Here is a 25,142-nt window from a genome sequence, read left to right as displayed (position 1 = left end):
CGAGAAAGTGGGGAACCGCGGTGACTCAAGCCAGTGATCCGAGGCGCGTCAGCGTGATCGTCGAGCTGATCGACCACACCATCGCAATCGCCGAAGTCAACGACCGCGATGACCTCAAGGAGCGCCTCGTGCGTGCCCGCGAACGCATCACCGACCCGCAGATCCGAGTGGTCATCGCGGGGCAACTCAAGCAGGGCAAGAGTCAGCTGCTCAACTCGTTGCTCAACCTGCCGGTGGCGCGCGTCGGCGACGACGAGGCCACCGTCGTCATCACGGTCGTCAGCCATGGCGACCCGCCGTCGGCCCGGCTGATCGTCGCCGCAGGCCCCAATGGCGAGCCCGTGCCCGTCGACATCCCGATTGACGAGATCAACACCGATCTGCGACGAGCGCCGCAAGCCGGCAACCGGGAAGTGCTGCGCGTCGAGATCGGCGCGCCCAGCCCGCTGCTGCAGGGCGGGCTGGCGTTCATCGACACCCCGGGTGTGGGCGGCCACGGGCAGCCGCACTTGTCGGCCACGCTCGGACTGCTGCCCAACGCGGACGCACTGATCATGGTCAGCGACACCAGCCAGGAATTGACCGAGCCGGAGATGTGGTTCATCCGGCAGGCGCATCGGATCTGCCCGGTCGCCGTGCTGGCGGCCACCAAGACCGACCTCTACCCGCACTGGCGCGACATCGTCGATGCCAACGCCGGGCACCTGCAGCGCGCCGGGGTGTCGATGCCGATCCTGCCGGTCTCGTCACTGCTGCGCAGCCACGCCGTCACGCAGAACGACACCGAACTCAATGAGGAATCCAACTTCCCGGCGGTCGTGAAGTTCCTCAGCGAGCGGGTGCTCTCCCGAGAGAGCGACCGGGTGCGCGACGAGGTCCTTCGCGATATCCGTTCGGCGGCAGAACAATTGACGATGGCTGCGGGTTCGGAGCTCGCGGTCGTCAACGACCCGGGGCTTCGTGACCGCCTTGCCGACGACCTGGAGCGGCGCAAGCGTGACGCGCTGGACGCGCTGGAGCAGACCGCGTTGTGGCAGCAGGTGCTCAACGACGGCTTCACCGACCTGAGCACCGACGTCGATCACGACATGCGGGCCCGCTTCCGCGCGCTCACCGAGGACATCGAGCGACAGATCGATTCGTGCGACCCGACCCGGCATTGGGCCGAAATCGGCAGCGACGTCGAGGAAGCGGTGGCCACCGCCGTCGGGGACAACTTCGTCTGGGCCTACCAACGCGCCGAGGAGTTGGCCGAAGACGTGGCGAATTCGTTCGCCGCGGCAGGGCTGGATTCGGTGCTGACGCCCGAGCTGAATCAACGCGCGATGGGCGAGGACTTCGGCCAGCTCAAGTCGGTATCCGACCTGGAGTCCAAGCCGGCGGGCAAGGGCCAGAAGATGGTGAGCGGGCTGCGTGGTTCCTACGGCGGCGTGGTGATGATTGGCATGCTGTCCTCGGTGGCGGGGCTCGGCCTGTTCAACCCCTTGTCGGTGGGCGCCGGTCTGATCCTTGGCCGCATGGCCTACAAGGAGGACAAGGAGAACCGGCTTTTGCGGGCGCGCGCAGAAGCCAAGACGAACGTGCGGCGCTTCGTCGACGACGTCTCGTTCGTGGTGGGCAAGGAATCTCGCGACAGGCTCAAGATCATCCACCGCACGCTGCGCGACCACTACCGCGACATCGCCAACGAGATCTCCCGTTCGCTCAACGAATCGCTGCAGTCCACCATCGCCGCTGCGCATGTGGAAGAGGCCGAACGCGAGAACAAGATCCGTGAACTCGAGCGGCAGTTGAATATCCTGAACCAGGTCACCGACAATGTGGACAAACTGATGCCCCAGGTGACCGTAGGACGGGTGTGAGCACTAGCGATCGAGTGCGTGCGATTTTGGGCGGGACCATCCAGGCCTACCGTGGTGAGCCGGCGTTCCGGAACCGACCGGAAGTCTTCTACGAACTGGACCGCATCGGCGCGCGGCTCAACGAGCCGATCCGCATCGCCCTGGCCGGCACGCTCAAGGCCGGAAAGTCCACTCTGCTCAACGCTTTGGTGGGTCAAGACATCGCCCCGACCGATGCCACCGAGGCCACCCGCATCGTAACCTGGTTCCGGCACGGCCCCACGCCGAAGGTCACCGCAAACCATTGGGGTGGAAGGCATTCCAACGTGCCGATCAGCCACAGCGCCGGACTGACCTTCGACTTCCGGACACTCAACCCGGCCGACGTGGCCGATCTGGACGTCGAGTGGCCCGCCGAAGAGCTGGTGGAGACCACGATCATCGACACCCCGGGAACGTCGTCGCTGACGCGGGAGGCCTCGGATCGCACGCTGCGGCTGCTGGTGCCCCCCGACGGGGTGCCGCGGGTGGACGCGGTGGTATTCCTGCTGCGTACTCTCAACGCCGCAGATATCGCCCTGCTCAAGCAGATTGGGCAACTCGTCGGCGGATCCGCGGGCGCGCTGGGCATCGTCGGCGTGGCCTCCCGGGCGGACGAAATCGGTGCGGGCCGCATCGACGCGATGCTGTCGGCGGCCGATGTGGCGCAGCGATTCACCAAGGAGATGAACGAGACCGGCATCTGCCAAGCCGTGGTGCCGGTCTCGGGGCTGTTGGCGCTGACCGCGCGCACGCTGCGCCAAAGTGAGTTCATCGCCCTGCAGAAGCTGGCCGCGGCCGACAAGACCGAACTCAGCAAGGCCATGCTGAGCGTGGACCGTTTCGTTCGTGTCGAGAGCCCGCTGCCCGTCGACGCGGCCACCCGCGCCCAGCTGTTGGACCGGTTCGGCATGTTCGGGCTACGGATTTCGTTGGCTGTGCTGGCCACCGGTGTCGCCGACGCGGCGGGGCTGGCCGACGAATTACTCGAGCGCAGTGGGTTAATGGCGCTGCGCGAGGTCATCGATCAGCAATTCGCGCAACGCTCCGACATGCTCAAGGCGCACACCGCGCTGGTGTCGTTGCGCCGGTTCGTGGAGGCGTTCCCGATCGTCGCGACGCCCTACATCATCGCCGACATCGACCCGCTACTGGCCGACACGCACGCGTTCGAAGAGCTTCGGTTGCTCAGCCAATTATCCTCTCGCCCAACGTCTTTGAATGATGAAGAGCTGGCGTCGCTGCGCCGGATCATCGGCGGATCGGGCACCCGCCCGGCCAGCAGGCTGGGCCTGGATCCCGAGAACGCCGACCCCGGCGAGGGGCCGCGGGCGGCGTTCGCCGCGGCGCAGCGCTGGCGCCGCCGGGCCGAGCATCCGCTCAACGACCCATTCACCACCAAGGCGTGCCGTGCCGCGGTGCGCAGCGCCGAGGCGATGGTCGCTGAATTCGCCGCCCACGGCGCTCGGCCTCAGTAGCGCCGCCACGGCCAGTGCGGCCTCTCCCGTTCGGTCGGCGGCGGCGGCGTAAAGGTGGTCGTGGGCGGCGGGGCCGTGGTGGTGCTCGGCGGCTGATAGGTCGTGGTGGGCGGCGCCTCGGTCGTGGTCGTTGTCACCGGTGGCGCCTCGGTGGTGGTGGTCGACGGTGGTGGCGGTGGCGGCGTCGTCGTCGTGGCCGGGTTGGTGTTCGACTCGGTGATCGTCACCGTCTGCTCCGGCGAGGGGGCCGTCGGTTGAGTAGGCGGGGTCTGCACCGGCGCGGGCTTCTCCTCGCCGAGCGTCAACGCCAGTATCACGGCCACCAGGACGGCCGCGGCTGCGGCAGCCAGGCTCAACACCACGGCGGGACGCTGGTACCACACTGGCGGGGCGGGGTAAGGGCCGTCGTCGCCGTCCTCGAAATCCATTGCGTCGCGGACATATTGGCCGCTGTGCTCGGGGCCGGTGTAGGGGACGGGATCTTCCTCGTCGTCGTCCTCCGACCACGCCAGCGGACGCTCTTCTTCGACCCGGGCGTTCGGCATGACCTGGGTCATGTCGGACGGTGCCGCGGCGGCCAATTGCGTCGGGTTCTCGGCGACGGGACTTGCCAGTGCGCTCGGGGAGGGGTGTTGTTGGCCGAAGACAGCGGCGCCGAGTGCGGCGGTGAGCCCCGGCTGCGGCGCGGTGCGCACCGGCACCCCGAGACGTTCGGAAAGGCGGGTGGCCAGCAGCGGGATGGCTGCGCCACCACCGACCGTGGCCACGGCGGTCAGACTGGAGGTCGGAATGTCGTTGCGCTGCAAGATGTTTTCGATGCCCGTAACGAATTCGTCCAGCGGACCGGAAATGAGTTCTTCGAACTCGTTGCGGGACAACTCAACATCCTCGCCGGTGACCGCGGGCAGGGTGGTCGTGGTCGTTGTCGACAGCTCTTCCTTGGCGCGGCGGCAGTGTTCGAGCAGGCGGGCCATCGAGCCCATCCGTGTCGTGCTGGCCACGCCGCCGCTTGTGTCGGCCGGAATGGCCTCACGCAGGTGATCGAGGATGAGCTCGTCGATCCCGTCGCCGGAGAATTCGGCATACCGCACCGACGGCCCGATCTGGGCAAAGTCCGACCCGGCGTCGCTCAGCGTCACGGTGGTGCCGCCGGCGCCGAAGTCGCACAACGCGACGATGCCCTCGGTCGGGAAGTCGGGTTCGGCTCGCAGCGCGGTGAGTGCGGCGGTGGCATCGGAGATCAGCGCCGGCGGTACGCCACCCGGCGCCAGGCCCGGCTGGGCGAAGAATTCCTCACGCAGGGCCGCGGACTGCGCCGGCGACCAGTACGCGGGGACCGCGATCGTGACCGGTGTTCCGTAGTCGACGGTCCGGGCCATCGCCTCGAGCGCTTCGACCGTCAGCGCGTCGCCGAGGTACTTCGTCCCGTCGGCGGCCACCAGCGGAGTGCGGTCCCCGACCCGTTCGACGAACCCCCGCATCACCAGGCCGGCTTCGGCCGGATCCGGACTTTCCTCCGGCAGGCCTACTTCGGATGCCCGCTGGTCGAACAGGGTGAGCACGGATCTGCGAGTCACCGCGTCGCCACCGGCACGGGCCGCGACCAGGTTGGCCATCCCGATGGACAACCCGAGCGACTCGGACATCTGGCGTTCCCCTGTGCGTTGTCGTAAATGTGGCTGTGGGTTCCCGCGAGTCTAGGTGGGGGCCCGTTTCACAGACCGGGCGGCAGCGTGATCTCGGTCGGTAGCCCGGGCAGCGGGGGCAGCGTGATCACCGACGGCAGCTGTGGCACTGGGTACGTCTGGCCCGACGGCGTGGTCGCAGTGGTGGTGGCGGTCGAGGGCGGTGTGTCCTCGGTGGACGCCGTCGGAGTGTCGGTGGGTGTGGTGGCCGGCGGCTCGCTCGACACCGTGGGCGCCGCGCTGGTCGTGTTGAACGATCGAGGCGTCGAGGTGGACGGCACCAAAGTGGGGCCCGTTACCGGCTCCTGTGGCGGGGCGCCACGCAGGAGCTGGATGATGCCCCAGACGATCAGCGCGATCAGGACCGCGATGAGCACGCCCCACCCGGCCAACGCAATTGGTTTACGCCAACCCGGAATCGGGTCGTCAGGGTCGGGCTGCGCGCTGCCGTACTCGTCGTCTCCGTAGTGGATGTAGACGGTCGGTTCGTCGTCGACGAAATGGTCTGCCGGCGCGTGCCTTGCCATGGTCGCTGAGACTATCGGGGCGGTGTCGGCCGAGGTGGGACCCACACGGGCAGGTTCGGATCGGCCGTCAAACGTTGACTTAATTGCAACCAACTCGTTAGGGGATCGCGGGCACGGTCGTCGGCAGCCACGATGGCCAGTGATGGCGACGCGTCGGTTGCTGCTGGGTCGGCTGATGCGTCGGCTGCGGCTCCGGCGACTCGACGGCGCTGCTGGTGGGTGGCTCGGTGGTCGTGGTGGCCGACGGCGGACTCGTCGTGGTGGTCGTGGTCGTCGTCATGGTGGTGGTGGAATGCGGCGTGGTCGTGGTGGTTTTCGGGGCGTTACTGGTGCCCTGGTCTCCGATGAGCTCGATGATCCCATAGACGATCAGGGCGATCAGGATCGCAACGGACAGGCCCCAGATGATGAGCCCTACCGGTTTGCGGTACCACGGGGTGGGTTCGGTGTCCTCGTCGAAAGGATCCAGCGGGGGCTCCGTCGGGTGCGGAGCGGGCGGCGGCGGTTCATCGGCCGGTGTGTGATCGCCCCTGCCGACGCCCCTATACCGCGTCGCCTCGTTGCTGAAGTCGTCCGGGGGGCCTGCCACGGCACCGATCGTACTGACCTGGGTTAGAACGTGGTGACCTTCTCCACGCTGACGAACATGCCGTGTCCGGTCCGCGCGTTGGTGAACTTGGTACCGGCCTCGGACGCCTCGATCGTCCAGCCCTGCGCATCGTAGGTCTTGTAGTCGATCGGGACGGTGGGAATGGCGCCCAGGTTGCCCAAGATCCACTGCACGGAACCGGCAGAGGTGATGTGAACGCCGTTGGCGTGTTCACCATCCTGCATGGGTGAGTCGGTGAACGGTGCCTCGCACCCGACGCTGTCCTTGTTGATCTGGCAGCGCGTGACGCCGGACTTGGTCTCGATGAAGACGTAGCCGTTCTGGTCGGGCGGCAGCGGAATCGCGCCGGCCGGTGCGTTCGGGTTGACCGGCGTCGTCGGCGGGATCCCGGTGGGGTTCGACGGCGCGGCGCTGGGCCTCGGTGCGGGAAATGCGGGTTCGGTCGGTCCGGCGCCCGGCGCGGCGACCGGTCTGCCCTCGATGACGGACGAGCAGCCGTTGATCAGCATGGGACTGATCACCAATACGGGCGAAAGCAGCAAGGTTCCACCGGCAAGACTCCACCGTGTCCTCTGCGAAAACCGCACGCGTCGCTCCCGAATCTTGGAGATATCAGAAGCAGACTACGTAGCAGACGGCGCATTGTGTTGGGGCGACGCGCGTTTGGAATGCCGTCGATAGCAAAGTGTTATGGCCACGCCGCAGGCGCGTGGTGACCGAACGCTCGGAGGCACCATGGGAGTGTGGCGCAGTTCACCGGAGTCTTGCTGGCCGCAGGGGTCGGCAGCCGGATAAGTCACAGACCCAGCAGCTTCTCGGCGTTGCGGTGGCTGATGCGCGCCCGTTCGTCGTCGGTCAGCGCGAGCCCATCCAGGAACGCGCGGGCGGCCTTCATCGACCCGAACGGATAGTCGGCCGAGAACGCCACCCGGTCGATCCCGACCTGGGCGACCAGGTTGGCGTATGTCGCTTCGTCATTGAAGTTGGCGAACGTGTAGTGCACGTTGCGGCGCAGGTAGGTGCTCACGGGGTGGTTCAGTCCGGTCAGTTCCGGCCCCAGCGTGGCGTCGAAGCGGGGCAGCATGAACGACGTCGCCTCGCCCATGTGCCCGATCACGATCTGCAACTGCGGGTAGCGGTCGAATACGCCACCGAGAATCAGCCGCAGCAGGTGTGTGGCGGTGTTGATGTGCCAGCCCCACCCCACGGTCGCGAAGGCAAACGTGACCTCGGGGGAGAACCCCGCGTAGCTGGACTCGATGACACCCGCCGGCGGGATCGTCGGGTGTAGATAGATCGGAGCGTTCAGCGTCGCCGCGCGATCGAGAATCGGCTCGAAGAACGGTTCGTCCAGATAGCGACCTTGGCTGTGCCCGTTGATCACCGCGCCCACGAAGCCGAGCGTGCGCATCGCCCGCTCCAATTCGTCGGCCGCCGCGTCGGGCGCGCTGATCGGCACGCAGGCGAAGCCCGCCAGCCGCCCGGGGTACCGGGCGACCGCTGCCGCGAGTTCGTCGTTGCATTCGCGGGCCAGCGGAACGGCTTTCGGGCCGTCCAGCTGCTCGACACCGGGCGCGGCCAGTGACAGCACCGCCAGATCGATACCCGCCTCGTCCATCGCGGTGATGCGATCGTCGCCGAGATCGGCGATGGGCTCGATCACGCCCGCGCGCGATGCGAGCCAGCTCCCCGGTCCGCTCAGGAATCCCGCTGTGGCGTAATGCTCTTCGAGTGCGATGGTTCGCACTTAGCTGTCCTCAGCTCTCCAGCACGCGGCTGGCCGCGGTCCAATACGGCAGTTCGTCGCGCTTGGCGGCCCACCGAATCGTCTTGGTGTAGCCGTATTCGGCCAACGTCTCCTCGGCGTGCTCGCGTCCGAATCCGCTGTGGCCGACCCCGCCGAATCCGGTGCCGATCGCGATCCGGACATAGTTGTTGACGAAGACGGCGCCGGCCCGGATCTGCCGGCTCACCCGCAACGCGCGGTCGCCGTCCTGGGTGAACACCGCCGCCACCAGTCCGAACGGAGTGCTGTTGGCGATTCGCACCGCCTCCACCTCCTCGGTGAACGGGATCAGCGTGACGACCGGTCCGAAAATCTCCTCCCGGGCGACCCGCATCCGCGGAGTCACGTCGGTCAGCACGGTTGGCGACACATAGAACCCGTCGGCCAGGCGAGGGTCGTCGGGCAGCGGCGCCTGGGCGGCGATACGCGCGCCTTCGGCCACCCCGAGCTTGAGGTAGTCCAGCACCTGCTTCTGCTGCGCACGGGTGACCAACGGCCCAACGTCCGTCGTGGGATCGGCTCCGTCACCCACCCGCAGCTTTGTCACCGCCTTGCACAGCTTCGCGGCGAACTCGTTATAGATCTTGTCCTGCACCAGGATTCGCGACGATGCGGTGCACGCCTCGCCTTGGTTGAAGAAGCCACCGTCGATGGCCGCCATCAGCGCTTCGTGCATGTTGGCGTCGTCGAAGACGATCAACGGGTTCTTGCCGCCCAGTTCCATCAGCGTCGGGGTCAGGTTGCAGGCGGCGTTGCGCATCACGGCCGAACCCGTCCGCGGCGACCCGGTGAAGGACACCTTGCCCACCAGGCGATGTCCGGCGAGCGCGGCACCCACCTCGCCCTTGCCCGGCACGGCGTGCACCACGCGGTCCGGCAGCACCGACTGGATCAGCTCGACCATGCGCAGCACGACCGATGGGGTCTGCTCCGGTGGCTTCAGCACGACGGCGTTGCCGACGGCCAGTGCCGGAGCGATCTTTCCGGCGGTGTGGATGGGTGGCCAGTTGAACGGCACGATGGCCGCGATCACGCCGTACGGCTCGAGCGTCGTGACGTCCAGGACGGTGTCGTGGTCGCGTGCCTTGTTCGGCAGGCTCTCCACGATGCTGCTGAAGAACTCGAAGATCGAGATCGCCGCTTCGAGGTCGAACTGGCGCGCCTGGGCGATCGGCTTGCCCATTTCCCGTGACTCGAGCACCGCGAGTTCGTCCGCATGCGCGCGGATGACTTCGGCGATCTGACGCAGATAGCCCCCGCGCTCCCGGGCCGGCCGCTGCTTCCAGCGCAAGTGTGCGGCGTGGGCTTTGCGCACCGCCTGGTCGACCTCGTTGGGTCCCGCTCCCTGCACCACGGTGACGGTTCGGCCCGTCGCGGGGTTCTCGACGACGAATTGGTCGTCGGTGGAGGCAGACGACCAGCGTGTTCTGGTCCTGGTCAGGGCGGGAGCTTGCAGAGTCATTGGCACGTCCAGCAAGGTTGGGGGGTGGGGGCGGTCGACGGGCGGTCAGTCACGCTCGACGTCGTCGACGCTACGGTTACCTGCGGCATCAGGGCCAACGAAATGTTCTGATGGGTACTAGCACGGGCGGTGATAATTGCTGCATGGAGCTGCGTCATCTGGAGTACTTCCTCGCCGTCGCGGATAACCGGAGCTTCACCGAGGCCGCGAAAAAGTTGCACGTCGTCCAATCGGGTGTGTCGGCGACGATCAAGGCGCTGGAACGAGAACTCGGCGCAGAGCTATTCGTCCGGGGTTCGGCGGGTGTCGAGCTGACTCCAGCGGGGGAGGAGCTGCGACCCCGTGCCCGCGAAACCCTGGATGCCGCCCGCGCGGCCAAGGACGCCGTCAACGCCACCCGCGGCTCAATCCGCGGCACCGTCACGGTGGGGATTCTGACGTCGATCAGCGTGATCGACATGCCCGCGGTGCTGGCCGAACTGCATACCCGGCATCCGGGAGTGACGGTGCACTTGCGGGCCGCCAGCGCGGGATCGGCCGGCCTCGCCCGCCAGCTGCGCGACGGCGATCTCGACGTCGCCTTTCTGGTCTTCACCGGCCCGCCGCCGGCCGACCTAAACGCCCGGCTCGTCGCGGCTGTTCCGCTACTTTTGGTCGTACCGGCCGATCATCCACTGGCCCAACGTGATTCGGTGCCGCTGGCTGAGCTGGAAGGAATGTCGTTCGTCGACAGCCCGCCGGGATACGGCACCAGAACCGTGATCGACAACGCGTTCACCGCCGCCGGTGTGGAACGGACCGTCGCGGTGGAGGTCGCCGACCTCGGCACGGCCGCGACCTACATCCGCAACGGCCTGGGGATCGGCTTTCTCAGTTGGACCATCCTCGACGAGATCGACGATTTCGGCCTGGCCACGCTGCGCGTCAGCGATTACGACCTCGAATGGCGACTGTTCGTCACCACATCCGCGGCCCGGTCGACCAGCGCGGCTACCCGCGCCGTCCTCGCGCTGATCGACGAAGTCGCGTCCCGCTGAATCAGCTTGCGATGGCTACCTGTTCAAGCGCCGCATCCTCGGCCACCGCCCCGTAGCCGTAGCGATCGATCACCTCGGCCCAGCGCTCCGCGATGATCGCGCGCTGTTCGGCCGTCACTTCGTACTTGTTCGTGCGGTAGGAAGCCTTGTCGTCGAGGTATTTCCGCAGCCGTGGCAGGTACCGATCGAAGTCACCCAGGTCCAGATGCTCATACATCCTGCGCAGCTGGCCCTCGGGATCGCCGATCAAATCCTCGTAGCGCAGCTCGTAAAACCGTGACGGGTCAACGAGTTCGCGTCCTTCGTCCAGCTTCCGATGCAGGTCGAGGTAGTTGGACAGGACGTTTTCATCGAGTCCCTGGAAGGTTGGCCGCTGCAGCCCGTGCACCAGGGAGAACGACTTGAACAGGTTCACGGTCGAGGGATAGACGACGTACGGATCTCGGACGATGTGGATGAACTTCGCCTGCGGAAATATGTCCAGCAGCACCTTGATCCGGAAACTGTGCGTCGGACTCTTCAGGACGATTGCCTTGCGGCGGCGAAAGTACAGCTGCTGAACGAACCGGAAGAAGGTCTGCTTCCAAGTTTCCAGTTCTTGGGCGCTCAGCTGGTCCATGTCCAGGTAATGCTCGTCCTGGGTGGGCCGATTCGGGAACGCGATGGTGAGGTAGGGCGAGGGCAGTCCCAGCATGCACCAGGCGAACTCATCTTCCTGTGGGTGCGCCATGCTCATGTCCATGTTGTCCATCGCGCGATGCTTCGACGTGAGGAATTCGGCGAAGCGGGCGAACCGCTCGGTCAGCAGAAAGTGGTGCGGCGCAATGCATTCGTAAGTCGTCGGACCGGTGTGATGCTCGTCGAGCACCATCATTTCGTGCAGCATGGTGGTGCCGCTGCGCCAGTGCCCGATGATGAAGATCGGCGCATGGCCGACGGCCGTGTTGGCGACCCGCCTGCTGAACACGATGTTCTGCCACGTCCCCAGGAAAGAGTTGACGACGGACAGGCCGGTGTAGAGCACGGCGTAGTGCCAGCGGCTCCAGTGCACCGCGAAGCGGTTGCGGATCAGCAGGCGCATCCAGGCGGTGAAGTTGCAGCCGATCCACAACGGGGCGGCCCACTCGTGCCACCACGCAGATCGCGAGGTCGAACAGCCGGCCTTCATCGCAGGTGGAGCCGACACTGTGGGGTGGTGCGCCGGGAAACGACGACCCGCGGAGCAGTCATGACGCATCACCCTTCTGGCGGAGGAATTTCAGGCACATGTACTAGACAAGTGCGGACGCTACGGATTCGTTGTGCTACGCATGCGTAATTAACAAGAACGTCATTTCCAAGACACGGCGAATTTGACAACCGGGCCGTAACCGCTGGTACTCGGGCTGATCAAACCCGTTGCAAAGATCGTAAGGCCCCCGGGAACAAGCTGCCGACACCAATCGTTAGCATCATCGACAAGTTGAGTGACCCAGACTCAATACCGGGTTGACAGGTCGGCACCCTCGGGGGCAGACTTGAGCGGGGTTCACTCAGCATAGTGGCACCAAAGAAGCTCTACACAATCAGGAGGAATCACTATGGCTCGTGCGGTCGGTATCGACCTCGGGACCACCAACTCCGTCGTCGCAGTCCTGGAAGGTGGCGACCCCGTGGTCGTCGCCAACTCCGAGGGCTCACGCACCACACCGTCTATCGTCGCCTTCGCGCGCAACGGTGAGGTGCTCGTCGGCCAGCCCGCCAAGAACCAGGCGGTCACCAACGTTGACCGCACCATCCGTTCGGTCAAGCGGCACATGGGCACCGACTGGTCCATCGAGATCGACGACAAGAAATACACCGCTCAGGAGATCAGCGCCCGCATTCTGCAGAAGCTGAAGCGCGACGCGGAAGCGTACCTGGGTGAGGACGTCGCCGACGCGGTCGTGACCGTGCCCGCGTACTTCAACGACGCCCAGCGTCAGGCCACTAAGGAAGCCGGCCAGATCGCCGGCCTCAACGTGCTGCGCATCGTCAACGAGCCGACCGCGGCGGCATTGGCCTACGGCCTGGACAAGGGCGAGAAGGAACAGACCATCCTGGTCTTCGACCTCGGTGGCGGTACGTTCGACGTCTCGCTGCTCGAGATCGGCGAGGGTGTGGTCGAGGTCCGCGCCACCAGTGGTGACAACCACCTCGGTGGTGACGACTGGGATGACCGTGTCGTCGAGTGGCTCGTCGACAAGTTCAAGGGCACCAGCGGAATTGACCTGACCAAGGACAAGATGGCGATGCAGCGGCTGCGTGAGGCCGCCGAGAAGGCCAAGATCGAGCTCTCGAGTTCGCAGAGCACCTCTATCAACCTGCCTTACATCACCGTCGACTCGGACAAGAACCCGCTGTTCCTCGACGAGCAGCTGACCCGTGCCGAATTCCAGCGCATCACACAGGATCTGCTCGACCGCACGCGTCAGCCGTTCCAGTCGGTCATCAAGGACGCCGGCATCTCGGTGTCCGAGATCGACCACGTGGTGCTGGTGGGTGGTTCCACCCGCATGCCGGCGGTGACCGAGCTGGTCAAGGAGCTCACCGGCGGCAAGGAGCCCAACAAGGGCGTCAACCCCGATGAGGTGGTGGCTGTTGGTGCCGCGCTGCAGGCGGGTGTCCTCAAGGGTGAGGTGAAAGACGTTCTGCTGCTTGATGTCACACCGCTGAGCCTTGGCATTGAGACCAAGGGTGGCGTGATGACCAAGCTGATCGAACGCAACACCACCATCCCGACCAAGCGGTCGGAGACCTTCACCACGGCCGACGACAATCAGCCGTCGGTGCAGATCCAGGTCTTCCAGGGTGAGCGCGAAATCGCTTCGCACAACAAGCTGCTCGGCTCGTTCGAGCTGACCGGTATCCCACCGGCTCCACGCGGTGTCCCACAGATCGAGGTCACCTTCGACATCGACGCCAACGGCATCGTGCACGTCACCGCCAAGGACAAGGGCACCGGTAAGGAGAACACGATCAAAATCCAGGAGGGCTCCGGCCTGTCCAAGGAGGAGATCGACCGGATGATCAAGGACGCCGAGGCGCACGCCGAGGAGGACCGCAAACGGCGCGAAGAGGCCGACGTTCGCAACCAGGCCGAGTCGCTGGTCTACCAGACCGAGAAGTTCATCAAGGAGCAGCGCGAAGCCGAGGGCGGGTCGCAGGTTCCCGAGGAGACGCTGGCCAAGGTCGACGGCGCGATCGCCGAGGCCAAGTCGGCGCTGGGCGGCACCGACATCTCCGCGATCAAGGCGGCGATGGAGAAGCTGGGCCAGGAGTCTCAGGCGCTGGGTCAGGCGATCTACGAAGCCACTCAAGCGGCCGGCGGCCAGGCCGGCGGCGCCGAGTCCGGCAGCTCATCCGGCTCCGCAGATGATGTCGTGGACGCGGAGGTGGTCGACGACGACCGGGAGTCCAAGTGACTCAAGGAAATCAACAACGGGATGGCAATCCCCAAGAACAGGTAACGGTCACCGACAAGCGGCGGATTGATCCCGAGACCGGAGAAGTGCGCGATGTCCCACCCGGCCCCCAAACAGCTGGGGCGCCGGGCGGGGCAGCGTCCGAGTCGTTCGCCGGCGAAACTCCGGAGGAGGCGGGCAAGGCGGCCGAACTGATCGCCGACCTGCAACGGGTACAAGCCGACTTCGCGAACTATCGCAAGCGTGCGCTGCGCGACCAGCAGGCCGCGGCGGATCGGGCCAAGGCCACCGTTGTCAGCCAATTGCTGGGCGTGATCGACGATCTCGAGCGCGCGCGCAAGCACGGTGACCTGGAATCGGGTCCGCTGAAGTCGGTTGCCGACAAGCTGATGAGCGCGCTGAGCGGACTCGGTCTGGTGGCGTTCGGGGCCGAGGGCGAAGATTTCGACCCGGTGCTACACGAAGCCGTCCAACACGAAGGTGATGGCGGCGAGGGCTCCAAACCGGTGATCGGCACCGTGATGCGCGAGGGCTACAAACTGGGCGAGAACGTGTTGCGTCACGCCCTGGTTGGCGTCGTGGACACGGTCTCGGGCGCGGGCGACGACGCCAGTGCCTCGCCGAGTGCGGACCCCGCTGCGAGCGACACCGACGAAAATGCCGACACCGCCGGTGATTAAGGCACAGAATCAGCACAACCGAAACAGCGAAAGGTGAGGGGAGGTGACGCGACATGGCCCAGCGTGAATGGGTCGAAAAGGACTTCTATAAGGAGCTTGGCGTCTCCTCTGACGCCAGCCCCGAAGAGATAAAGCGCGCCTATCGCAAGTTGGCGCGTGACCTGCATCCCGATGCGAATCCCGACAACCCCGCCGCCGGAGAACGGTTCAAAGCGGTGTCGGAAGCGCACAACGTGCTGTCGGATCCGGCCAAGCGCAAGGAGTACGACGAAACCCGTCGGCTCTTCGCCGGTGGTGGTCTTGGCGGTCGGCGGTTCGACACCGGCGGCTTCGGTGGTTTCAACGTGGGTGGCGACGGCGCCGAGTTCAATCTCAACGATCTGTTCGACGCCGCGGGCCGCAGCGGCGGCACCAACATCGGTGACCTGTTCGGTGGCTTGTTCGGACGCGGCGCGAGCGGTCGTCCCAGCCGGCCGCGGCGTGGCAACGATCTGGAAACCGAAACCGAGCTGGATTTCGTCGAGGCCGCCAATGGCGTCGCGATGCCGTTGCGGTTGACCAGCCCGGCACCATGCACCAATTGCCATGGCAGCGGCGCACGTCCGGGTACCAGTCCGAAGGTGTGCCCCACCTGTAACGGCGCCGGCGTGGTCAGCAGCAACCAGGGTGCATTCGGGTTCTCCGAGCCCTGCACCGATTGCCGGGGCAGTGGTTCGATCATCGAGCACCCTTGCGACGAGTGCAAAGGCACCGGCGTCACCACTCGCACCCGCACCATCAACGTGCGAATCCCTCCCGGTGTCGAAGACGGGCAACGGATTCGGCTGCCCGGGCAGGGTGAGGCCGGGTTGCGCGGCGCGCCGTCGGGTGACCTCTACGTGACGGTGCATGTGCGGCCGGACAAGGTCTTCAGCCGCGACGGCGACGACCTCACCGTGACGGTGCCGGTCAGCTTCAGCGAATTGGCCTTGGGATCAACGCTTTCGGTTCCCACGCTGGACGGCAAGGTTGGCGTGCGGGTGCCTAAGGGCACCGCCGACGGTCGGATCCTGCGGGTGCGCGGACGCGGTGTGCCCAAGCGCAGCGGCGGCAGCGGGGACCTGCTGGTCACCGTGAAAGTAGCTGTGCCACCGAACTTGGAAGGCGCCGCGCAGGAGGCACTGGAGGCCTATGCGGAGGCCGAGCGCGCCAGTGGGTTCAACCCGCGCGCGGGGTGGGCGGGTAACCGCTGATGGCGAAGAACTCCAAGCGAGAGGATGCCCGCACCTTTTTGATCTCGGTGGCCGCCGAGCTGGCTGGCATGCATGCGCAGACCTTGCGCACCTACGATCGCCTCGGGCTGGTGACACCGAGCCGCACTTCCGGTGGCGGACGGCGTTATTCGCAGCACGATGTGGATCTGTTGCGTGAGGTGCAGCGGCTCTCACAGGACGAAGGCGTCAACCTTGCCGGCATCAAGCGGATCATCGAGCTGACCAATCAGGTCGAGGCACTGCAGTCGCGGCTTAAGGAGATGGCCGAGGAAATTGCCATGCTGCGCGCCAACCAGCGCCGCGATGTCGCGGTGGTGCCCAAGAGCACCGCGCTGGTGGTGTGGCAGCCGCGCAAGGGCCGTTAGGGCAGCGAGCGAGTAGCCGACTACCTATATCTACGTTGAGCGGCTCTCGGCTCTAGCAAGAAGGCCTACCCATCTGCCATGCTGCCTGCATGACGGGCGCACCTGGGGGCTCCCGGTGGACGGACGAGCTGCTCAACAGCAAGCGTGAGCACGGGGATCCCGTGGCGGACGACGTCGTCGAAGAGCTGTTCCAGCAGGGCAGTGTCCAGGCAGTCAATGATTTGATCCGCACCCTGGTGCGCAACGACCAGCTGGTGCCCGCGGGCTTGCCCGGGCCGGTCCAAAACTACCTGGCCCATAACATGACGCTGCCGGGCTGGGCCGACCTGTCCAAGATCAACCGCGGGCAGAAGTTGTTCGAAACCTGGGGACTGCAGATCTCCCTGTGTCTGTTCTGTGCATCCCTGCCGTCGGCGTACGCGGCGGCCAACGGCGTGAAGGTGCTCTGGCTGACTGCCCGGCTCAATGACGATGCGCGCCGGCGAGTGATCGAGACCGGCCAGTTCTTGATGAATGTGCTCGCCGTCGGCAGCTTCGAGCCGCAAGGCAAGGGCTTTCGCACCATCCAGCACATCCGCCTGATGCACGCCGCGGTGCGCAAGCTGATCGAGGACCGCAGTCTGAAGGAGCCCGGCTTCTGGGATCCCCACTGGGGCATACCAATCAACCAGGAGGATCTCGCCGGCACCATGCTCTCGTTCTCCTATGTCCCCGTCGAGCCGATGCGCCGGTTGGGAGTGCGCGTCTCCGACGAGGATTGCGAGGCCTATCTGCATCTGTGGAACGTGATCGCCCACCTGCTCGGCATCGACGACGACATGCGGGTGCGCGGTGTTGACGATGCCACCGACCTGGTCGAGACCATCCGTCGCCGGCAGTTCACGGCGTCGTCGCAAGGGCAAGACATGGCCAGGGCGCTGATGGAGCTGCTCGACGAACTGACGCCCGGTCGCGACTTCGACAAGACGATTCCGCCGTTGATACGGCACCTGATCGGCGACACTTACGCCGACATGCTGAAGGTGCCGACGTCGAGCTTTACCGACGACCTCGGACGTGTCACCCGGGTCGTCAACAGGGTTTGGGTTCTCATCTTCGGCCGTAATTTGCGGAATTCTCCACGCTATCAGCTCGTTTCGGAACTAGCCCGGCCCTTCGCACGCGATCTGATGCAGGGACTGTTCGCGTTCGAACGCGGTGGGGAGCGGGCACCGTTCGACATACCCGATCACCTCGCCAGAGACTGGGGGTTGTCGAAGCAATAACACGCGTTTCGCCTGAAATGAAAGGTCTTTCGGTATGTCTGCTCCCATACCTACCAGTTCGGCGCTCCGACTTAACCGGCTCAATGAACCCAAAACCATCGACGACGTACTACGCAACATCGACGAGATCATTGGTTGGGCAACCGAAACCAAGAGTCATATCGGCTACTTTGCGGTTCTTTACAAGCGGACGACCCTGGCGATTCGCGACGCGGTCAACGATAGAATCTTCGATGACGGGCCCCGAATGGAAGCACTCGACATCGCTTTCGCCACTCGATATTTCAATGCGTTGAATGCCTATTTCCACCCGGCCAAAGGTGACGACCCAAGCTTGCCATGGACGGTCTCGTTCGTCGGAGACCACGACGGTCAGGCGATCATTCTGCAGCACTTGATGGCCGGGATGAATGCCCACATTACATTCGATCTCGGGCTCGCAGTCTTCGCCGTCGCGCCTAACTCGATGGACAGCTTGGCGGACGATTACAACCGCGTCAACACTATCCTGTTCAAGCAACTACCAGACGTCCTCAGGGTCATCGACCAGCTTTCACCGGAGATACGCTGGACCCGCTGGTTGATACCGGGTGAGATCGGTTTTTTGCAGCGTTCGCTGAGGAAATTACGCAGGGGGGCTTGGGATTTCGCCTATTATCTGGCGACGCACTCGTCGAGTGTCCTCGAGAAAACAGTGCACCAGGAAGCCTGGACGGCGGCGCTTGGCTCCTGGTATCTGCAGCCGCCCGCACGGTTTACTCCGTTCCCTGCACTCGTTCGTCTCATTGGTAAGCATGAATGCCGCGACGTGGTTAGCAACCTTCGAGCGCTCGAAGACGTATCGAATACTCCGTACAAGCCTGAGAAGGGATACCGCTGATCTAGCCGCGACCGCAAGGCTTCGAGAGGATGCTCTCTGCTCGGGCCAGTTCCGGCCATCGAGTGTCACCCGGAAAGCGGCGGACGACGTCAACGAGCATGCTCCGTTCAGAACTGCCGTCGATGTCGAGAAGATCTAAACAGCAGCGCAATTCGAAGAGTGTCGCGCCTTGATGCCGGGTGAAGTCGAGTGCGGCCGTCAGGGCATTGCGACGCGTTTGCGCGTCGGCGAACGTCTGTGCCCGCACGCGCATCAGCTCGCCATCGTAGAAGTGCATGCCCGTTACTTCCGCGTGCTGCAGCGCCATCTCCAATCGTTTCCGTGCCAGGTCGGGCCTGCCCGCCGCAATCAGCAGGCGGCCGACGATCGCATCGTGAAACGTGAGAAACATATTGAGGTGCATGTGTCGGGAGCCGTCGATCCACCGTGCCAGCTTCTCCGCGCGGGCGCCCAGCGTCGCCGCATCTTCGTTTTCTCTCAGCGCGATTAGCGCCTTCACCGCTGCGTGTTCGGTTCTACCGACCAACTGCCATACGTCAAGTCCCGACTGCGCGCTGAGCATCCGAAGCTCCGCCACCAGCTTCTCGGCCTTGTCTATTTGGCTGTTTTCCAGCCGCACCCAGATTTCCATGTAATAGGTATTCGCCCGGTTGTAGGCATTCCGCGGAAACCCCAGGCCATCGCATCGCCGGAATGAATCGGTCAACTGAGTGTTGGCACGGTCGAGGTCACCGCACACCGTATGCGTCAGTGCCATGTACGTGTGCGCCAACGAGATCGGGTCGACGTTCACCCACCATGCGGTGTCCAGTACGTTTGGATCGGCCGCGGAACTATCGGCCAGTGCCTGCATCAGGTGTTCGCGGGCGCCCATGAAGTCACCTTCTAACCAGACGACGGAACCCAATACCGATGCTATTGCCGGGTGACTCCAGGGTCGATTTTTGATGATGCGGGCGGACAGTGAGTCGATCAGCTCGTGGGCTCGATGCAGTTCGGCCCGCGGCACGTAGTAGCCGATGAGGCCGGTAAGCGTAGTCAGGAGTTCCTCTTCATAGTTTCCGTCGCTCGCTATCGCGAGGCAGCGCTGAAAGTCGGCGGGTCCCTCACCGCTCATGCTGCCGTGCGTTGCGCCCGCTAGGAACCCGCGTTCCATCCGGATGGCGATTTCGGTGCGGTCCCGCTCAGATCCCGCAGTACAGTGGCCCAGCTCGCCGATCGCCTTGGTCAGGCATTCGACCGCCTCATGGATGGCGCCCCGGCGTCGGGCGCTCACCGAAGCCTTCCGACAGGCCTCGACGGCTTCCTTGTAGTGCCATGCCTGCGCGAAATGGCTTGCGACCAAGGGCCAATCCGGTTCAGCGCCGACGGCCGCATCGACCAGAGCTCGGGCCGCACGGGCATGCAAGTCCCGAGCCTGCGATGGCGGGGCCAGCTCGGCGGCCACTTCGCGAAACAGCTCATGGCGGAAGCGCCACCGGTTGTCTCCACGCCGCTCGAGTACTCGTGCCCGCACAAGTTCGGTGACGACGGCGTCGACGTTGGTATTGGTCGGTCCGACCACCGACCGCAGCAACGCGAGATCGCCAGCGCGCCCGATGACCGCGGCCGCCTCCACCACCGGCACTACATCGGCGTGCGGGCGGTGCAGCCGGGCGAAGAGCGACTCGTACAGTGCCTCGGGCACCCCCGCCGAGATATCGAGCTCACCGACGACGTGTTCGATGTAGAACGGGACACCGTCGCATCTGTTGCGCACCGCCGCGCGCTGGTCGTCGGTCGCCGACGGGGCTAATGCGCTGATGAGCGCATCGGACTGCTCGTCGGTCAACGGTGCGAGCTCGAAATGTGTTGTCGGCCAGTCTGTTCGCAGCCAATCGCCGTCACGTCCGGTGAGTACCACTAGTAGTCGTCCGTCGGTGCAGGTGAGCAGCGAATTGACCAGATCCAGGGTAGAGGGGTCGTACCAGTGCAGATCCTCGGCGATCACGAGCCCGGCTTGATCACCGATGCAGGCCCGCAGATATTGCTGAACAGTCGTCTTGATCAATTCGTAAAGAGCTCGGCCTTCTACGGCAGCCGCGTTATAGCCCTGCTCGGGGCCGACCCCGATGATCGGAGCGAATAACGGCACTACACTGTCGGGTTCCATTCCGCAGCTGCGTAATTCGTCCTTCAGCAAGCCCAGCCGCTCTCTCCCGGCAGTGAGCCGGGTGATGCCGCATCGGCGCTCGATCAGCCGTCGTATCGGGTGCAAGCCGGTGTCGGTGTGCAGCGGGGAACCGAACAGCTCGATCACCGGTGCGCCCGAACTCCGCACCAATTCGGCTGCCTCAGTGGCGAGTCGGCTCTTGCCGATTCCCGGCTCTCCCCAAAATCCGATGCCCGGGTTGGTCAGTGCCCCGTCGCACGCCTGCTGCCAACTCTGCCGCAACCAGTCGCGCTCGCGGTCACGCCCGATCAGCGGTATCCGACGCACCGGGGCCGTGTGGGGTCGCTCACCGAGCACCTGATGGTAGTTGATCAAACCGTTGACGCCCTTCACCTTTGCGGCCGGGCGGTTTTCGAGTTCGAACAAGTAATCCACCAGGGGCGCAACCGCATCCGACACCGTGACCGTGCCCGGCTCGGCCAAACCCGAAACGCGTGCGGCAAAATTCGCGGCGAACCCGTAAACGTCGTCCTGGTCGGTGTCGAGATAAACCAGGCCGCGGTGGATGCCGACTCGAACGTCGATGGTCTCACCAAACTTGCTTTGGGCTCGCTTGCTGAGTTGGGCTACGACACGAATGATGTCGAGCCCCGCCGCAACGGCTCGCCGTGCATCGTCCTCATGTGCCTTGGGATGCCCGAACACGGCCAACAATCCGTCGCCTTTGATCGAGCTGATGTGCCCCTCGTAGCGATCGACAGTCCGGGTCACCTGCTCCCGGTAGCGGCCGACCAGGGTGTGGTAGATCTCGGGCTCTAGTCGAGTGGACAGCGCCGTCGAATCCACCAGGTCGGCCACCAAAATTGTCAGCCGGCGAATCTCGCCGTAGTTGGCGGGTGCGCTGAGCAGGTCCTCGGCCTCAGGGTTGCTGCGGTCGACCGAAAGCACCTGCCCGGCCAACGTGGTCGCGGTCGCGCGGTCTCCAGCGTTGATGGCCCGCACCGCGCGTTCCAGCAAGTCGTCTATCGAGGCAACGCTGTCGCCAGCGACCAACCCGCTCCTCCTGTGCCCTACCCCCCAGGATGGGCCAACAATACCGTTCAGCGGCGCGATTTTCATCAGATGCGGCAGGGCACTCCCAGCTGTTCAGTCAGCTCACCCAACGCCCGTTATTGACACTCTCGTCAATTGCGATGGATGCCTGATCATGGATTTCAGTCGTCGGGAAGCTTGTCGAGAGTCTTGCGGGCTTTCTTGCGCCACACCTCGTGCTCGTCGTCGAGGTACACGGCGACGGGGCCGCGCACGCCGGTGGCCTTCTGGCGCACCAAGGCTGCCATGGCCGCCGATCGCGTTCTTGGGTTCGGGAGTTGGCTTACAGCAAGAGCTTTGGCTTCCTCAGTTTTGAATTGGCCGAGCCAGCGCACGAGCTGTGATTTGGTGGGAAAGTCCCGCTCGGAGCGGATCAGCGCGGCCACTCGCGCGAAGTCGGAGCGGTCGGCCACTTCGGCAAGTGCGAAGCCTGCTGCCTCGAGTTCCAGATTCGTCAGCGGAGGTTCAATTTCAAACTGATGAAACAGAATATCGGCGGCTGCGCGGTTGCCCTTGGCGTGTTTGGTGATCAGATTTCGAAGTAGCCCTGCCCGCCACGCACGGCGGTCTTCATCCGGTGGCACGCGGTCGTCGAGGTGCTCTAACCAGTCAACAATGATCGGTACTGCCTCCGGATAATCGTTGCGGGAGTTGACCAATTCCCACACAGTGTCTTCGGGGATACCGGCTTCGTCCAGCTGGCGCTTCATCGCCTGTTTGGCTTGAGACCAATTCTCGGGGTCGTCGGAAGACGTCATGACAAATTCTTCGTATCGTCGATCTCTACGTCTAATCCGTACTTCGTTTTCATTGTCGCTACCATTCCTAAATAATCGGTACGGCCCTTATCTACCACGATGACGAACTTGTATCCGTTGTCCTTCGCCCACTGCGCCATATCCCTAATCTGTTGGGTGGCATCCAACTTCTGAACGTTCTTGACCTCGCGAACCACGTGGGTCTGGTCGTCGATTTCGTCCGGAATCCGGGTCCGCTCTTCGTCGGTGTCAGGGTCAAATACTTGAATCGTCCGCTTCTTCACGGTGGGATTGATCCCGGCGAGTTCCTCAGCGCGGCGGCCTTTCCGCCGGTTGTCGTTAACTCTCTGCGTCGGCGTGGGAGTAACGCTGCGCGGCACCAGCGCCAGGATCGATTTGACCGCCGGCAGTGCGGTGCCCATCGCGGTACCCGCTACCCCCAAGTCCTTCATCGACGCCGTGGCGGTCACCCGCAGCGCGGCATTGAGCCCGTTGATCTGAGTGACCGCCGTTGCGATGAACGTGTTTTTGATGGCCTCGGCGATGAGATGCAATTGCGGCGGGTAGGCATCCAGCGCTGTCACGATCAGGTAGAGGCATTTGATAATGAATGCCATGTCGTCCTTGACCGATTTCAACTCGTTGCCGTAATCCTTGGCCGCGCGCGACATGTCGCCGCATGCGCCCGCGATATCGGTGCTGACCATGCGCGCTTCGTTGAGTCGGTCTATGACAAAAGCGATTTCTGCCGCCTCGACGTCGACGATCAACCGTTGTTCCTCCGGCCCGGGTTGATCGTCGATGCCCACCAGATCGTGGCCGAAGGTTTCCCATGCTGCCGAGGCCGATAGTGCGTGGTCGGGGTGACCGTCCGGCCAGCCGTCGGTGATCTGGCCGCGCACCAGATCCCAATGCGGCGGCTCGGGATCGCCGCCTCCCGCAACCGAACTCACCTTTACGGCCGCGTCGATGAAGGTTCCCACGGATTCACCCGGCGGTGTGATCGGCGCCCCGTAGGCATCCCGCTGGTTGAGCGTCGAGGCCTCTTCGGTTTCGTCGTGGTTGACCCCGTCTTGGCGCAGCAGGCTGCCCAGGTTATGAAAGGCATTCACCAGCCGGTACGCGACCTGCCCGACTTCGTCAGCGGCGGCGTCGTAGGCCGTTGCCCACTGCGGGCCCACCCCGTGCGTGCCGGCGGCGTTGGCGGCGTCCACCGCGGTCAGCTTGTTCAGCGCGGCGGCGGTATGGTCGCTGCTCTCCTTGTAGGCAGCGGCCGCATCGTAGAACAATTCTGGATCGACGTCCGTCACCGGTGGCCCCGCCCCACTCTCACGCTTGGCGGTTGAGTCTATGGCAGCCTGGGAATACGCGTTAGTCACCTGAGTAGGAGCGTCGACGCCATGTCCTACGATCTCACGGTCTATGCCCCGACCAGTATCGGCGATGACGAGCTGGAGACGATCGTCGCGTCGATTCCCGGCCTGGCCGTCGGCGACAGCAGTGATCACGAGGTGAGGGTGTTGCGGGGCGAACAGGAAAACTACGCGTTCACCGTGTTCGGGCCCTACGAGATCGATCCCGAGGATGTGCCCGACGACGTAGTGCCACACGTGCTGGATCCCACCACCAGCTGGCAGGTGATCGTCGAAGGCAGCAACCCCGCTGAGATCAAGCCCGCCCGGCGCTTCGCGAAAGCCCTGGCCGTGGCCGCGGGTGGCGTGGCGATCGACGAGCAGACCGAGGACATCCTCGGTGCCAAACGTGCCCGCAAAGTGCCGCGCCCCACATCGGAGCTGATCCGCATTCTCGATCTGCATTGGTACTCACCGGAGTCGGCACCGAGTGCGCCCAAGATCTGGCTAGAACTTGCCAGAAAGCTTCTGCCCGAGGCACTTCCACGCCGCTTTGGCAGCTACCAGCCTTACCAGCACCGGCTGGACCGCGATGGTGACGACGAGTTCGTTTCAACCTACTCAGATGTGGCCTGGTTCAACGCAACACTGCCGTGTCTGGACGGTGGGCTGTACTCGAACGTGTACGGCGGCAACATGGTCGACCATCTCCGGATGGTGGCCGAGCCCCTGGACGAACCGCGGTGGCGGAACACGGTGCGGCGTTTTTTCATCGAGTACGCCCGACGACGCGGCAGCGTGCTGGCCACCGGCGAAGTGCTGCGCAACCACAAACTGTCCGGGCCCCCGGATCTCAGCTGGGACCGCAGCGGCGCACTGCGCGGCGCCGACGGAATTCTCGGCTTGCCGGACCCGCCGACCTGGTGGACCTGGCTGGGCAGTGAATATCTCCCGTTGGCCGGTGATTACCTGCCGTCCGAGGGCACGACCTATTACGACGAGGGCGCCCTGTACGTGCCCATGGACGAGCCTGCCGACCGCGGCCAGCTCGCCGCGTTGCCCGATCCGTTCCCGAAGTCGTTGCGTGTCAAGGCCGTTCCTTCGGAGTTCGGGCCGTCGAACTTGCCGACGAACAGTCCGGCAGCTATCCGCCCCACATCGCGGTGTTGACCTCGGCATTGTGCACGTAGTTGCGATGCGCGATATGCGCGTTGAGGTGCATGTCGAACACCACCTCACTCATCTCGTCGGCCCAGCGCTGCCAATGCTGTAGACGCTCGAGGAACGCGTCGAATCCCACGCCTTCCCAGGTCTGTTGCAGGCCCTTCAAATCGGTGGCCACTTCGTTCAGGCGGTCCTTCATCGTCTGACAGAACTGCCGCAATGCGTCGGCCGCATCCACCAGCTCGGCCTCGTTGACGGTGCGCCGCGCCACGA

The 25,142-nt window shown here is 64.6% G+C and carries 21 protein-coding genes; 10 read left to right on the top strand and 11 right to left on the bottom strand.

Annotated elements, in window-relative coordinates:
- Positions 1-20 precede the first annotated feature (20 nt).
- Together AAHS21_RS02735 and iniC are read left to right on the top strand one after the other, a co-directional pair.
- Complete coding sequence (locus tag AAHS21_RS02735) at positions 21-1,862, top strand: dynamin-like GTPase family protein (RefSeq protein ID WP_342926166.1); 1,842 nt, start codon at positions 21-23, stop codon at positions 1,860-1,862.
- Positions 1,859-3,358, top strand: a complete 1,500-nt coding sequence (iniC, locus tag AAHS21_RS02730) for an isoniazid-induced dynamin-like GTPase IniC (protein WP_342926165.1) — start codon at positions 1,859-1,861, stop codon at positions 3,356-3,358. The genes AAHS21_RS02735 and iniC overlap by 4 nt, the downstream gene beginning before the upstream one ends.
- Here the strand turns inward: iniC and AAHS21_RS02725 are convergent.
- The 6 genes from AAHS21_RS02725 to AAHS21_RS02700 all read right to left on the bottom strand — a co-directional run bounded on the left by AAHS21_RS02725 (position 3,352) and on the right by AAHS21_RS02700 (position 9,428).
- A complete protein-coding gene (locus AAHS21_RS02725; protein ID WP_342926164.1) occupies positions 3,352-5,004 on the bottom strand; it encodes an Hsp70 family protein in 1,653 nt (550 codons plus the stop codon). The two genes, iniC and AAHS21_RS02725, sit on opposite strands and share 7 nt — an antisense overlap.
- A 68-nt stretch (positions 5,005-5,072) precedes the next feature.
- Positions 5,073-5,570, bottom strand: coding sequence for an oligopeptide transporter substrate-binding protein (locus tag AAHS21_RS02720; RefSeq protein ID WP_342926163.1), 498 nt, complete (start codon positions 5,568-5,570; stop codon positions 5,073-5,075).
- Positions 5,571-5,667: 97 nt separating this feature from the next.
- Positions 5,668-6,159 carry a hypothetical protein gene (locus AAHS21_RS02715; RefSeq protein ID WP_342926162.1) on the bottom strand — a complete coding sequence of 164 codons (492 nt, stop codon included), beginning with the start codon at positions 6,157-6,159 and terminating at the stop codon, positions 5,668-5,670.
- Positions 6,160-6,182: 23 nt separating this feature from the next.
- Complete coding sequence (locus tag AAHS21_RS02710) at positions 6,183-6,767, bottom strand: hypothetical protein (protein WP_342926161.1); 585 nt, start codon at positions 6,765-6,767, stop codon at positions 6,183-6,185.
- Between the two features lie 209 nt (positions 6,768-6,976).
- Positions 6,977-7,927: an amidohydrolase family protein gene (locus tag AAHS21_RS02705; protein WP_342926160.1), complete on the bottom strand. Its 951-nt coding sequence runs from the start codon at positions 7,925-7,927 to the stop codon at positions 6,977-6,979.
- Between the two features lie 10 nt (positions 7,928-7,937).
- Positions 7,938-9,428 carry an aldehyde dehydrogenase family protein gene (locus tag AAHS21_RS02700; RefSeq protein ID WP_342926159.1) on the bottom strand — a complete coding sequence of 497 codons (1,491 nt, stop codon included), beginning with the start codon at positions 9,426-9,428 and terminating at the stop codon, positions 7,938-7,940.
- 143 nt (positions 9,429-9,571) lie between these two features.
- Here AAHS21_RS02700 and AAHS21_RS02695 point away from each other — a divergent pair, with 143 nt between their 5' ends.
- Positions 9,572-10,465: a LysR family transcriptional regulator gene (locus AAHS21_RS02695; protein ID WP_342926158.1), complete on the top strand. Its 894-nt coding sequence runs from the start codon at positions 9,572-9,574 to the stop codon at positions 10,463-10,465.
- Between the two features lies 1 nt (position 10,466).
- Here the strand turns inward: AAHS21_RS02695 and AAHS21_RS02690 are convergent, their stop codons facing one another.
- Positions 10,467-11,633: a sulfotransferase gene (locus AAHS21_RS02690; protein WP_342926549.1), complete on the bottom strand. Its 1,167-nt coding sequence runs from the start codon at positions 11,631-11,633 to the stop codon at positions 10,467-10,469.
- Between the two features lie 412 nt (positions 11,634-12,045).
- Here AAHS21_RS02690 and dnaK point away from each other — a divergent pair, with 412 nt between their 5' ends.
- From dnaK to AAHS21_RS02660, 6 genes are all read left to right on the top strand, one after another.
- Positions 12,046-13,908, top strand: coding sequence for a molecular chaperone DnaK (gene dnaK, locus AAHS21_RS02685; protein ID WP_342926157.1), 1,863 nt, complete (start codon positions 12,046-12,048; stop codon positions 13,906-13,908).
- Positions 13,905-14,588 (top strand): nucleotide exchange factor GrpE, encoded by a 684-nt coding sequence (grpE, locus tag AAHS21_RS02680; protein WP_342926156.1) that lies wholly within the window; start codon positions 13,905-13,907, stop codon positions 14,586-14,588. Before dnaK ends, grpE begins: the two co-directional genes overlap by 4 nt.
- 53 nt (positions 14,589-14,641) lie before the next feature.
- Positions 14,642-15,820 carry a molecular chaperone DnaJ gene (gene dnaJ / locus AAHS21_RS02675; protein ID WP_342926155.1) on the top strand — a complete coding sequence of 393 codons (1,179 nt, stop codon included), beginning with the start codon at positions 14,642-14,644 and terminating at the stop codon, positions 15,818-15,820.
- A complete protein-coding gene (locus tag AAHS21_RS02670) occupies positions 15,820-16,206 on the top strand; it encodes a helix-turn-helix domain-containing protein (RefSeq protein ID WP_342926154.1) in 387 nt (128 codons plus the stop codon). Before dnaJ ends, AAHS21_RS02670 begins: the two co-directional genes overlap by 1 nt.
- Positions 16,207-16,295: 89 nt before the next feature.
- Positions 16,296-17,471: an oxygenase MpaB family protein gene (locus AAHS21_RS02665; RefSeq protein ID WP_342926153.1), complete on the top strand. Its 1,176-nt coding sequence runs from the start codon at positions 16,296-16,298 to the stop codon at positions 17,469-17,471.
- A 34-nt stretch (positions 17,472-17,505) separates the two neighbouring features.
- Complete coding sequence (locus AAHS21_RS02660) at positions 17,506-18,351, top strand: DUF5995 family protein (protein WP_342926152.1); 846 nt, start codon at positions 17,506-17,508, stop codon at positions 18,349-18,351.
- 1 nt (position 18,352) lies between these two features.
- Here the strand turns inward: AAHS21_RS02660 and AAHS21_RS02655 are convergent, their stop codons facing one another.
- The 3 genes from AAHS21_RS02655 to AAHS21_RS02645 form a co-directional block, all read right to left on the bottom strand.
- Positions 18,353-21,556, bottom strand: coding sequence for an adenylate/guanylate cyclase domain-containing protein (locus AAHS21_RS02655; protein ID WP_342926151.1), 3,204 nt, complete (start codon positions 21,554-21,556; stop codon positions 18,353-18,355).
- A 161-nt stretch (positions 21,557-21,717) separates the two neighbouring features.
- Positions 21,718-22,353 carry a hypothetical protein gene (locus tag AAHS21_RS02650; RefSeq protein WP_342926150.1) on the bottom strand — a complete coding sequence of 212 codons (636 nt, stop codon included), beginning with the start codon at positions 22,351-22,353 and terminating at the stop codon, positions 21,718-21,720.
- Positions 22,350-23,861 (bottom strand): putative toxin, encoded by a 1,512-nt coding sequence (locus AAHS21_RS02645; protein ID WP_342926149.1) that lies wholly within the window; start codon positions 23,859-23,861, stop codon positions 22,350-22,352. Before AAHS21_RS02645 ends, AAHS21_RS02650 begins: the two co-directional genes overlap by 4 nt.
- Here AAHS21_RS02645 and AAHS21_RS02640 point away from each other — a divergent pair.
- Positions 23,754-24,875, top strand: coding sequence for a hypothetical protein (locus tag AAHS21_RS02640; RefSeq protein WP_342926148.1), 1,122 nt, complete (start codon positions 23,754-23,756; stop codon positions 24,873-24,875). The genes AAHS21_RS02645 and AAHS21_RS02640 overlap by 108 nt on opposite strands.
- Here the strand turns inward: AAHS21_RS02640 and AAHS21_RS02635 are convergent.
- Positions 24,850-25,140 (bottom strand): WXG100 family type VII secretion target, encoded by a 291-nt coding sequence (locus AAHS21_RS02635; protein ID WP_330976527.1) that lies wholly within the window; start codon positions 25,138-25,140, stop codon positions 24,850-24,852. The two genes, AAHS21_RS02640 and AAHS21_RS02635, sit on opposite strands and share 26 nt — an antisense overlap.
- Between the last annotated feature and the right edge of the window lie 2 nt (positions 25,141-25,142).

Origin of the sequence: Mycobacterium sp. 050272 (assembly GCF_039023525.1) — a bacterium.
Taxonomy (GTDB): domain Bacteria; phylum Actinomycetota; class Actinomycetes; order Mycobacteriales; family Mycobacteriaceae; genus Mycobacterium.
The sequence above is the reverse complement of the archived record's forward strand: the minus strand, read 5'-3'. Positions and strand labels throughout refer to the sequence as shown.

Excerpts from the sequence above, each read along its gene's own strand:
- AAHS21_RS02650 (WP_342926150.1), bottom strand. The coding sequence starts at position 22,353 with ATGACGTCTTCCGACGACCCCGAGAATTGGTCTCAAGCCAAACAGGCG.
- dnaK (WP_342926157.1), top strand. The coding sequence starts at position 12,046 with ATGGCTCGTGCGGTCGGTATCGACCTCGGGACCACCAACTCCGTCGTC.
- AAHS21_RS02660 (WP_342926152.1), top strand. The coding sequence starts at position 17,506 with ATGTCTGCTCCCATACCTACCAGTTCGGCGCTCCGACTTAACCGGCTC.
- AAHS21_RS02665 (WP_342926153.1), top strand. The coding sequence starts at position 16,296 with ATGACGGGCGCACCTGGGGGCTCCCGGTGGACGGACGAGCTGCTCAAC.
- AAHS21_RS02690 (WP_342926549.1), bottom strand. The coding sequence starts at position 11,633 with ATGAAGGCCGGCTGTTCGACCTCGCGATCTGCGTGGTGGCACGAGTGG.
- AAHS21_RS02700 (WP_342926159.1), bottom strand. The coding sequence starts at position 9,428 with ATGACTCTGCAAGCTCCCGCCCTGACCAGGACCAGAACACGCTGGTCG.
- AAHS21_RS02695 (WP_342926158.1), top strand. The coding sequence starts at position 9,572 with ATGGAGCTGCGTCATCTGGAGTACTTCCTCGCCGTCGCGGATAACCGG.
- AAHS21_RS02725 (WP_342926164.1), bottom strand. The coding sequence starts at position 5,004 with ATGTCCGAGTCGCTCGGGTTGTCCATCGGGATGGCCAACCTGGTCGCG.
- AAHS21_RS02720 (WP_342926163.1), bottom strand. The coding sequence starts at position 5,570 with ATGGCAAGGCACGCGCCGGCAGACCATTTCGTCGACGACGAACCGACC.
- AAHS21_RS02670 (WP_342926154.1), top strand. The coding sequence starts at position 15,820 with ATGGCGAAGAACTCCAAGCGAGAGGATGCCCGCACCTTTTTGATCTCG.
- AAHS21_RS02640 (WP_342926148.1), top strand. The coding sequence starts at position 23,754 with ATGTCCTACGATCTCACGGTCTATGCCCCGACCAGTATCGGCGATGAC.
- dnaJ (WP_342926155.1), top strand. The coding sequence starts at position 14,642 with ATGGCCCAGCGTGAATGGGTCGAAAAGGACTTCTATAAGGAGCTTGGC.